The following is a 10999-nucleotide window of genomic DNA, read 5'->3' on the forward strand; positions in this document are numbered from 1 at the left end:
ATTCTTTTTCAGTTAGCTTAAGTTTCTTTTTCAGGCGATGACGTGATTTTTTAACACTTTCAGGAGTGATCCCCAGGATTGATGCGGTTTCTTTTATGGTTAGTTTCATTTTTACCAGGGCAGCCTGCCGTATTTCAGCCGTGGTCAGGTCGGGGTAATGGTATCTCAATGAGGCCATAAAATTAGGGTAAACGTCCTCAAAGGCTTTTTTGAAATTCTCCCAGTCGTCATCTGTAACGATATTAAACTGAAGCACCCTGTTAAACTTCTTTATTTTCACTTCATGATTAGCGTTTTGCTTGAAGATCTGTAATTCCTTATTGACCTTTTCCACAAGCTCTGATTTCTCCTTGAGGTTCCTGATGCTATAATTCAACAGTTGTCTTTTGTTTTCCAGGTTCTTTTTCATCAACAGGTAACGTCGGTTAAAAAACAGGGAAACAATAATCAATAAAGCTACTAAAACACCAATCAAGGCATTTCTCCGTAATACATTTGCTTTGTGGATCTCATTCACAAGTTTGATTTCGTGCTGATGCTTCAGGCGCTCTATAGCCTGTACACTTTCCTGGTTCTTTATGCTATCAGACAACACCCGGTACTTCTCCTGGTACTCATAGGCCTGCTGATAATTACCAAGTTTCTCAAAGGCCAGATATAACTGTTGATAGCTCTCCAACATTTCATTTTTCAAATCTAATGAACTGGTCAGGTGCAGGGACTTTTCTGCTACAGAAAGAGCCTCCTGCGGCTGGTTCATGGCCAGATATATCTTGCTTAGGGTGTGATACACTTTTGCCTCTCTCCAGGTACTTTCCGTCTTTCTGGCATATTCCTGTGCCAGGTGCAGGTATTCCAATGCTTTTTCGTAGTTCTTATCCTCGTAGTAATATTGACCTAAAGACCAATACACAGATGATAACCGTGAGTCCATGTTATGCTCTTTAGCCAAGTCAAGTATTTGGTAATAATATTTCAAAGCCAGTTCTTTATCTCCTTTTTCGAGGTGAATGTTGGCTATGTTCCCGAGTATCAGGACTTTCATTTCGGAATTTTTCTTCTCCCCCCAATAATCAAGTGCTTTGTTATAGTATTTTAACGCTTCGTCATACTCACGCAGAGACTTATTTACATACCCTAAGAAATTGTAACTATAGGCTTCCAGTTTTGGATCTTGCAGTTCGATAGACATATCAAGGGCCTTGTAGAGGCACTCCAATGCCTTTGCGCCATTTCCCCCATGAACAAAATAGTACGCCAATGCAAAATAAGCCTTAACCATACCCGGCTTAAATTCCAGTGCCTCAGCAAGTTCCAGTGCCTCATCAGCATATTTCCGTACGTCACCACCCGGTTTAGAACTCTGTAACTCCGCCATGTAAATAAGTGCATATACCTTGCTGGTATCATCTTCGGGCAGTGTTTCCAAAAGCTCTTGTACACTGTCCATGGCGTGTACATACTTTTGGGAAACAGCCGTATGGCCAATAAAACAACAAACCAACATCAGAAGAATGGGTTTAAACCTGAGAATACTATACGATAGGTTTTTTGCTTCTGTGAGACAAAATAGCTTAAGACAACTGCTGATATGACGGAGCGAGATCAATAGGTTCATTTTTTATTAAAAAGAATAAGCAGTGGTTATTAACACACTTCTCGGAAATGCTACTTCAAAGGTAAGTATGTAATTATTAGTATAACATCGAAGTAAAATCAGCTTTGCAATTGTCTACCTTTTTGTCCACCAAAACCACTACCTTTTTGTCTACCAGGATTCTTTGCGCTGTCTAAAAAGAACAATTAGTATTGGGAAATAATTTCACCTGTTCCCCAGCCAGGCAGTTTCCACAACGAATCCAGTGTCAGGCCTGGCTTGCAGACATAATGATAATAACCTTAGCAAATAGAGCATGCTTATTAATCAATACCTTGTAGCCAAGGACTATGTACAGATTGACTACGATGAACAGAGCCATTCTATTTTTGTAACCTGGCTGGCCCCTGCAGAGCACGAACTCTTCAAAACAGGCATGATGGAGGTAGTCCTTGCATTAAAACATTTTAATACAACCAAGGTAATCTGGGATACGCGCCGATTGGGTATCTTGTCTCAGGAAATCCAGCATTGGCTGGCTACTACCTGGATTTACGAAGCCATTAAATCCGGTTACATGTATGCCGCTTTTTATATGCCCAAAGACTTTGCTCAACAATTATGGTCAGGTGATGCCATGACCACCTGCATAAACAACTGTGCCGGAGCCAGAAGGGCAGCATTTTTTGATACTATAGACCAGGCAAAAAACTGGTTACAGCAATTCTGACCAGGCCATAACCAATTATCATGAAACGAACCGACAAATTAGGACTGCTGTCCTTTTTACTCCCTGTTATCGGAGTTTTAATCGCCCTTTTGCTCTTTCTGATATTTCGTTAAAAGTGATATTTCATGGATGAAGCGGAATTTCCGGGGAAGACATTCATCTCCAGTTATCAATAGCAGTTGTCAAACCCGGAAATCCTGGAAGTCTCTATCCACAGCAGACAATTATTCTGCTGCGATAACTGCTTCAGGTCTTTTCCTGAGGATAAGTGAGCTTATGAAAGCAACGATCAGCCCTACAGGCAATACCTCGGAGTAGGTGATCAGCACGACAAAGAACGGGTTTTCATACATTTCTTTAAACTGGTTCATCTCAGCCGATTTTGCTTCCAGATCAGCAGTTGTTGCCCCTTCTACAGTAGCCTGGTGCAGCACATGGGCAGTGTACTTATCTACAAAATCAGGGACATACAAATAGTAGTAAAATAACCACACCACTACATAAATAGTAGAACCGATCAAGGCAATCAACGCACCCATTTTAAAAGCCTTTCCAAAAGAGATAGCACCATTAAGCTGTTTGTTGCGGTAATTTCTGATACCAAAAAATGTAAGCGAAAAAACCACGATCATAGCAGCATAGCCTATCAGATCGTTGCCTATAAACTCCGGATTATTGTAGGCCAAGTCAACCATGTAAACCATGTTACCGGCCAGGATGGCTCCAAGCACCAAACCAAAAATTAATACATTCCTTTTCATGTGTTTATCATTTAATTTCAAACAGGACCATGGAATTGATCAGGTCAAAAAAGCAGTTTTGTCCATAGCCATTCCATACGTGGATTCGTTGTGTGTAAATTTAATATCATCAGACGCCTGCCCTGTTCATACTTTAGTACCAAAATGCTGGAATTCATACTAAAGTATCGGTTCTCCTTCATGCCGTCAGCCTCAGCCTATTCGCTTTTTCCACTGCCTGGGTCCTGCTCTTCACATCCATTTTGACAAACAGATTAGATACGTGTGTTTTAATGGTGCTAAGGGACAGAAATAATTTTTCGGCTATCTCAGCATTGGTATGGCCCTGTGTTATCAATTGCAGCACTTCATATTCACGGGCTGTCAGGTTCAGTTTTTTCAGCTCAATTTCATCTATACCATCTTCCTGAAGGCTCCGGTAGACCTCTTTTTCAACCACCACTGTCCTGACTCTTCGCCTGGACAGTTGGTTGGCCACCCACACGCCTAATATGGTAAAAAATACCGCTATCAGGCCTATGTAAATCTCCAGTGAATTATCTGCAATCAGGTATTTCCACTGCATCCATTTAAGCACAAAAATCAAAGCAGCCATGGACGCTCCATATATCATGATGTATTTTGATTTCAACAGTATTTGCTTTACCCGTCCCATAGGCACATTGCAATTCATTTGATTTGATAACCAATGTAATCAAATAATGCTTTTTTTGGTAGTGGATTAAATTTTCACCGGCACTCTAACCTGTTACGTAAAAAAGGTGCAAATCACAGATCAATTAACAACAGGCATGTATCAATTGAAACCGGCTATTCATCAATTGCCCCCACAGCTTATCTGCCAACAGCCGTAAATTTACAACATCGATTTAACGGTGATCTAAAACCAACAAATTTACAGATCACGGGGAACCATTCTCCTGAACATAATCAGAAGGAGCATCCCTTTGGATCGTGAAAAAATACCGAATTCACCGGGATTGGGTATTTAATAAGACCTGCTCTGTCCAAACATGGTGTGAGCAAAATATTACGACCGTTTTTAACCTAACCAGAAGTAAGATGAAAAAGAAAAAGTTAACCCTGAAAGAGCTGAAAGTAACCAGCCTCATTACAAGCGTAACGCCCATCGGCAATGAAGCAGAAACTGTAAAAGGCGGAGCTGAAGTTCCTAAAACTGCCATTTGCACGGTATCGAACACATTTCCCTAATTGTTAATCAACCTTTTGCACAAAAAACCTGACGTGAGCATATTCATGTCAGGTTTTTAGTTTTAGCGGGTTTCAACAGTCATAGCTTTTGTAATTACATCGTCGCCAGACCTTAGCAGATCAAGCCAAAAACCGTGGAGGAAACGGATTAGAAAGTAAAGCTTGCCAGGTGAAATTCATCAATAGAAAATTAGTCAACTATGCCTATTACTGTTTTAGCTATGTTTGCCTACCGCTTCTGCCGATTACTATTAACACCCGACATTGCCTACTCTGACTCATGTCTTGCCTTTAGGGCAACTTAGTTATGCATATGCCTGAGGTATAACTTCTCCAGGTCCTGAAAACTGACGTCACCAGACTTGAATTGCTCTACCAATACACCTTCTTTCATAATGCCGATATGTGTGCCGGTATCTTTGGCCCGGAAAAGATCATGCGTAGCCATCAAAGTAGCTACACCTTTCCCTTTCATTTCAAGCAGCAGTTCTGAAAATTCGTTGCTGGCCTTAGGATCAAGGCCGGAGGTAGGTTCGTCAAGCAGAAGTACACTGGCTTCCCTTGCTCTGGCCAGGGCTATGCCCACCTTTTGCCGCATACCTTTAGAGTAGCTGCTTACACGCCTGTGAATGAATGCTTTCTGTAATCCTGACTGCTCCAGAAGCCCCTCCAACTGCTCCCGGGAGTAATGTTTCCCGCCAAGGCCACAAAAGAAATCCAGGTTTTCCAGCCCTGTTAAATTGGAGTAGAGCATCAGGTTTTCCGGAATGTAGGCCAGTACTTGCTTGGTTTCACCCGGATATTGGGTTACATTCAACGAGTTAATAGCTGCCTCGCCGGTAGTAGGCTCAATGAAGTTGAGGAACAAATTTATGGTAGTAGACTTGCCTGCCCCATTGGCTCCCAGCAGGCAGAAAATATCACCCCCCTCTACTGACAGGTTGAGTGCATTAAGGGCAGTAAAATTGCCATATTTTTTTGTGAGGTTTGTTGCTTTCAGCATATGTAATCTTTTTATAAAGTTGTCATTCAAATCAATGATCCGGGACTAAGCCACTTTGATCTTTTTTAAGTTAACTGCTGCCAGTATGGAAAATCCGGCAATGAATACCAGTAAGGGCAATACGGCCTGGCCCCAGTTTATCTCAGGTTTTTCGGAAAAATACTCCGGAGTAAACTGCTGCCAGTCTACACCGTTTACCGATGCCCCCTCAAATATTTTAGGGTAGAAGTACATCCTCATCTTTTCATGGAAGGCCTGGGTATGATCCAGAAACTTCATATGGTTTTCCAGACTACTCCCGGCCAGATCATTAAATAATAGCTGGGCATGCATGGTAGGCATAAAAAGGGCCGCCGTGCTGCTGGCCTTTTCCCGCTGCATGATCTTTTCGCGCATAGCTTCACTCTGTTGGCGTGACTCATCGTCACCCATTTGTTGCATGGCATAGTACCAAAGCCAGCTAAAATCATCGTCAGGCAAGGTATATTTTTCAAATTGTGGGTAATGTGCAAAGAATTTGTCCATCGTCGGCCCCTTGGCCATATCCCACTTTTCATGGTAACCATCCCGCTGTTTTACCATGGTGCTCAAAGCTTCCGGCACCGGGTACAGGTTAGCTACAAGGTTATTTACCGAAGCTGGTAAAAGTATAGCCAGTACTACCCACACGGAGAGCAGCGTAAGTGCATTGAAACTTGAGTTGCGTTGCCATGACACCACCCAGAAACATAAGGCCAGCCAGAAAACGAGATAAAGGAAACCAAGTACTGCGAACGCCATCAGGGTTTCGTTGATAGCTAGTGAAAGCTTAACGGTTGCGAACGTAAATAATAGCAGCAAGGCAATAAATATGAGAAGCGCTCTTACAGATAGCTTTTTCAACAGATAGCCCCGCACGGACTTCGACTGTATCGCCACCAGTCTCCATGTTCCTTTCTCCTTTTCCTCTGAGAGCAAGTCATAGGTAAAAGCGATTACAAGCAAAGGGAACAGGTAGATGATCACAAAGCCAAAATCCAGGTTGCCCGATTGCAGGCTGGTTGGATTATAGAGATCCGTATCGTATCGCTGTCCCTCAAGATTTCTGATGGTTACATTTTGTATACCGGAGTTTACATCACGCTGCCCAATGGACAATGCGGTAAGGTTGCCGGGTGAATTGATCAATGCAAAACGCAGGTAGTAGAGCAGCAAGCCCATTTCCTTATCAATCCAGCTCACATTTCGTGCTATATGCTCCTGCTGATGCCTGGTGACCTCGGCGATTGCCTTTTCCTGTTTTGCCAAAAACTGATCGCCTATAAGAATACTAACCACCCCCAATATAAGGATCAGGAGGGTAGTGACCATTACTGTTTTTGAGCGAATAAATTGTTTTACTATAAGTGAATACATGATTATATAGACTTTACTTTTTTGGACAGATAAACAAGGCCTCCAACAGAAGCTACACCCCAACTGACGAGGGAAAATATAGACCACCATTCACTACGAAGAGCTGTACCTATGGAAGTGAACTTATATTTAAAGTCTTCGAATTCTTTCCAATGTTCACGACTGATGGTATGTGGCTTATCATCCGGCCCTGGTTTTTTATTACTGATCAATTCCATTTGCAACTCGTTCATCTTCTGAGCCAGTCGGTACCGGTACTCCTCTGCCTGCCCTTGAAAACTTATATATGATTCAAAATCAGTCCCGGAAAGGGTCATAGAAAGGTTTTTTATGGCTATGTAGGGATTAACGGCCGCAGCAATCCTCGTAATGCCATTTTGTTTTTGGTAGATCTGTTGCAGCTCTTTAAGATGATCATTATATATATGTGTACTTAATTTTTCTCCTTCCCGCATCACAAACCCGCTGTAGTTAAAGGGCAACTGCTCAACCGAGCTGACCTGATGTGCCTGCAAAACGGAATCTTTCAAGTGGCGGAAGTGCGGGTCATCCGGGTTGTGACTGTCCCCTGCCTGAATAAGCTCTTTTTCAACAGCAGCTTCAAATTCAATTTTGGAAGGCGAAGCATAAAAGTAACTGCCCAGCGCCTGTGTGGTACGGGGCAGTACTATAAAAAAGAATAACCAAACAGCCAGCAGCTTGATCAGAGCATCCTTGGATGAGCTGCTAACTGCAGAAACTAAAACTGTGATAACACTAATTATCACATAGAACACCAAATAACAGGCAACTATACCTGCATATCGTAACCATACATCGGCAGTGAGCCCTCCGTCAGCAGTGGTGAGCAACACCAGCATGACCAGTATCACCGGGATAAAAAAGAGCATGACCAGCCCCATCAACCCGAGGGATTTACCAATGAGTATTTCTTTCCAGCCGGTGCCCTGGGAGAGGATGATCTTCAAGGTACCATTTTCCCGTTCTACGGCCACAGCTACAAAACCCAGAAAGAAAATAACCAGTGGCAGGATGACCTGCAGTATCATGGCCATGCTTATCTCTCCGAAACGCAGCAACCCAGTGGAGAAACTTGCCTCGGAGAAGTTGACAGTGTTTTGTTTGTGTGCCTCAAGAAACACAGCATTACCGGTGAAGCTCTCCAGTCCAAAGTCAAACATGCTGAGGGCATGCTTTAGCCTGAAGGCAAATGAACCATAATGGGCCATGCGGTGCGGGTGCTTGTCAGGATTGCTTTCCCAACTCTTCCGGGCCTCCTGCTGATAGTGCATCCGGATATCATTATGGGTAGTGTAGCTTTTCCACCCACTGTAAGCAGCATATGCCAGCACAAAAACCATAATACCCATTACCGGAAAAATGGCCCTGGACCTAAACGTATTTAACCAAAAGTGTTTCGCGATGAGTAAAACTGATCCTCTTTGCATAGTCTTTTAAAAATTATAAGTAGCGGTAACCATAAAATTGCGGGGCGCACCGGGAAACAGGCGCAGGTAATTCTGAGCGCCGATCCAATAGGTCTTGTCCAGTACATTGTTAACATTCAGGGCCAACTGCATATTGGATTTTGCCGGGTTATAGTATATCGCCATATCCATAATGGTATAGGCCGGCACGGTAAAGTCACGGGTGAACCAGGGTATCTTGCTCCCACTATACTGTAGGCCTGCACCTATCCCCAGATCCTTCAGGAATGTTGAACGTGGAAAATCATACCGCGCCCAGAGGTTGGCACTGTTTACCGGCGTGTTTTCCTTGCGCTTACCGTTAAGGCTTTCATCCTGGTCGGTTACAATACGGGCATCTATATAGCTGTAGGAGGCATTGACTTGCAGGTTGGACAAAATATATCCTGCCAAATCCCATTCGAAGCCACGGCTCCTGTCAGATCCTCTTTGCACCAGCGAATCGGGAAAAGCCGGAAGGTTAGCATTGATCAATATGTTTTTCTGGTTAATCTCATAAAAGGCCACACTCATGGTGACGCGGCGATTAAAAAATTCACCCTTGGCTCCTATTTCCTTGAGATCGCTGATGAGGGGTTTGAAGCGGGCCGGTGAGTTAGGATCCCAAAAGAAGGCCCCGGTATTGGGCATGAGCGTAACGGTATTGGACTGCGGCTGGTATCCTTCCAGATAGGTAGCGTAAACGTTGAGTTGCGGTGCAACTTCATAACTAAGGCCGACTCTGGGGAGCCATGCTTCATTGGTAAACTCAGTTTCGTTAGGTGCTTCATAGTTGGTAATATCTTTAAACCATTCCCTTCTCAGACTGAATAGCGCCAAAAGCCTGCCCAGTTTAAGCTGCTCCTGCACATAGATGGCATGTGTAGAAGTAAGTGCAGAGGGGACTGCTATGCGTGAGTTAAGCACATAATCCTGCACATTTTTAATGGTGTATTGCGGATTGGCAAGATCAAAATGGTCAACATTGGGTTTCGGCAATACCTGGCCGTCTATGGTTATAGTCTCATAAGCATCGGCATTGTCCGGGTCGAAAGACGAGGTAGCCGTACCATCTTTCAGCAAATAGCCTCGTGCAGAGTTTTGCCCGCCTCCCTTTGTTTTGTGCCAACGACTGACATCATATCCTACCAGTAACTGGTTAGAAACCTTGCCGAGATCAAAATCAAAGTTCAGGTATGAGTTCAGGTTATCAGTGTCCCAAAACTGCTGCCGCTGTATAAACCTCATAGCCGCCAGGCTGGTGACAGGTTGGTTATTGATGTCTACGGCAAAACCATTGGTAGTTCTATGTTCCTGCAAGTCTTCCGACCAGGTTTGTTTCATATAGGCTGTATTAAAACTGATCTTATCACTGAACTTGTGGGTAAAGTTGGTCATGATCATGAACTCCTTCGAGATGAAGTAATCATTGGAAGCACCTAAATTTAAGCTGATAGGTGTGCTATTCAAGTCGGTTTTGCCTGCAACAGCGCCAAAAATGGGTTGTCCCCGATCCAACGTACCTGTGCTGTTGCTGTAGATCATTTCAACATTGATTGCTGTTTTGTCATTAGGGATATAGCTGATGGATGGAGCAAACAGCGCGGCATCATTCGTAACCAGGTCACGGAAAGATTTTGCTTTTTGCAAAGCTCCATTGATCCTGTAAAGCAAAGTTTTGGATTCATTCAAAGGCCCGGTAAAATCCAACGCAGCACGTATTGTGCTAAAGCTACCTGCCCCCAGACTGATGGACTTGCGCGATTCCGCCAGTGGTTTTTTGGTCACCATGTTAATGCTTCCGCCCGGATCAACGGTAGAAAAAGTAACTGAGGCAGGCCCTTTCAATACTTCAACTCGCTCAATATGTGAGGTAATAGGCTGCAGGAAATAATATTGACGGGTACGCATACCATTGATGATTTGACCCTCTTCGTTTTGACTTATGCCTCGGATGTTGTACTGGTTATAGTAGCTTGAAGGAGCTACGCCGCTCACAATCTTTACGGCATCTGCCAACTGAAAAGCCTGCCTGTCGGCTATCAACTCTTTGGTAACCGTGGATACTGACTGTGGAAGCTCTTTATTTTTGATAGCGGTTTTAGTGGCGGAAAATGAATAGTCACTGTTATAGTCGTGCTGCAATCTTCCGAGTATTTCAACAGTCTGAAGTTCCTGCGCAAGCTCATTGAGCACTATGGTTCCCAGGTCATAGGTCTGAGATTGGGTAAATGCATAGGTCTTTTTGAAAGTTTCATAACCCATAAAGCGTACTTCAACCTCATAGGTGCCGGTATCAGCCAGGTCAATAGTAAAAGCTCCGGTCTTATCCGTGGTTGTTCCTGATGTTTTATTGTTACCGCTTAACTTAACTGTTGCCCACGGTACGGCATTTTGCCGGGCATCTACCACAGCACCTTTGATGATAATTTGGGAGTATGCCTGGCTGTAAAAAAATGCCAGCATAAAGAGGCATAGTAAGCTTTGTTTCATTTTAATAATTCTGATTAATTAATTGTCTATTAGTATGATAACCGGGTTTTAATTCTTAGTTGCAACAATGTTGCATAATTAGATAAATAATAATTTAGATGCAACGATGTTGCTTTTAAAATGATTATTAATCAGATAGTTGGTTAGGGGATTTAAGAGCTTTTGAAGGTTACATAACCGGGAGAGGTCGAGGTTGGACTGAGTGATCCGATAAGGTTATTTTCGGACAATCATCGGATAACGGTATGACACCTCCATTTTACAACTATTGCAGCACTACCAGGAAGGATTTTAACTTCACAAAACACCGATCTTAACACCTGCTTTACTAAGCCTCAAAGG

Annotated in this window: 9 protein-coding genes; 2 read left to right on the plus strand and 7 right to left on the minus strand. The window is 43.3% G+C overall.

The genetic code is table 11. From position 1 onward, the window contains the following. On the minus strand, positions 1-1507 hold a 1507-nt coding region (locus E1163_RS07425; protein WP_185156005.1), incomplete at its 3' end, for a tetratricopeptide repeat protein. A 406-nt stretch (positions 1508-1913) separates the two neighbouring features. Here E1163_RS07425 and E1163_RS07430 point away from each other — a divergent pair. Further along, positions 1914-2327, plus strand: a complete 414-nt coding sequence (locus tag E1163_RS07430) for a hypothetical protein (RefSeq protein WP_155170805.1) — start codon at positions 1914-1916, stop codon at positions 2325-2327. Positions 2328-2551: 224 nt separating this feature from the next. Here the strand turns inward: E1163_RS07430 and E1163_RS07435 are convergent, their stop codons facing one another. Together E1163_RS07435 and E1163_RS07440 are read right to left on the minus strand one after the other, a co-directional pair. Beyond that, the gene (locus tag E1163_RS07435) at positions 2552-3088 is read right to left on the minus strand and encodes a DUF4199 domain-containing protein (protein WP_155170806.1); all 537 of its coding nucleotides are present in this window, start codon (positions 3086-3088) and stop codon (positions 2552-2554) included. A gap of 178 nt (positions 3089-3266) precedes the next feature. Then, on the minus strand, positions 3267-3761 hold the full coding sequence (locus E1163_RS07440; protein WP_246223545.1) for a response regulator transcription factor: 495 nt from the start codon (positions 3759-3761) through the stop codon (positions 3267-3269). 389 nt (positions 3762-4150) lie between these two features. Here E1163_RS07440 and E1163_RS07445 point away from each other — a divergent pair, with 389 nt between their 5' ends. Further along, a complete protein-coding gene (locus tag E1163_RS07445; protein ID WP_155170807.1) occupies positions 4151-4300 on the plus strand; it encodes a pinensin family lanthipeptide in 150 nt (49 codons plus the stop codon). A gap of 301 nt (positions 4301-4601) precedes the next feature. On the opposite strand, the gene E1163_RS07450 is transcribed toward E1163_RS07445, so the two are convergent. Genes E1163_RS07450 through E1163_RS07465 form a run of 4 tightly spaced genes read right to left on the minus strand, consistent with a single transcriptional unit; the run spans position 4602 to position 10657 of the window. Then, positions 4602-5303 carry an ABC transporter ATP-binding protein gene (locus E1163_RS07450; protein ID WP_155170808.1) on the minus strand — a complete coding sequence of 234 codons (702 nt, stop codon included), beginning with the start codon at positions 5301-5303 and terminating at the stop codon, positions 4602-4604. A gap of 45 nt (positions 5304-5348) precedes the next feature. Continuing rightward, the gene (locus tag E1163_RS07455; protein WP_155170809.1) at positions 5349-6698 is read right to left on the minus strand and encodes a DUF3526 domain-containing protein; all 1350 of its coding nucleotides are present in this window, start codon (positions 6696-6698) and stop codon (positions 5349-5351) included. A 2-nt stretch (positions 6699-6700) separates the two neighbouring features. Beyond that, entirely contained in the window at positions 6701-8146 is a 1446-nt protein-coding gene (locus tag E1163_RS07460; protein WP_155170810.1) for an ABC transporter permease, read from the minus strand. Between the two features lie 6 nt (positions 8147-8152). Next, positions 8153-10657, minus strand: coding sequence for a TonB-dependent receptor (locus tag E1163_RS07465; protein ID WP_155170811.1), 2505 nt, complete (start codon positions 10655-10657; stop codon positions 8153-8155). Positions 10658-10999 lie beyond the last annotated feature (342 nt).

The organism is Fulvivirga kasyanovii (assembly GCF_009711405.1).
GTDB classification, from domain to species: Bacteria; Bacteroidota; Bacteroidia; order Cytophagales; family Cyclobacteriaceae; genus Fulvivirga; species Fulvivirga kasyanovii.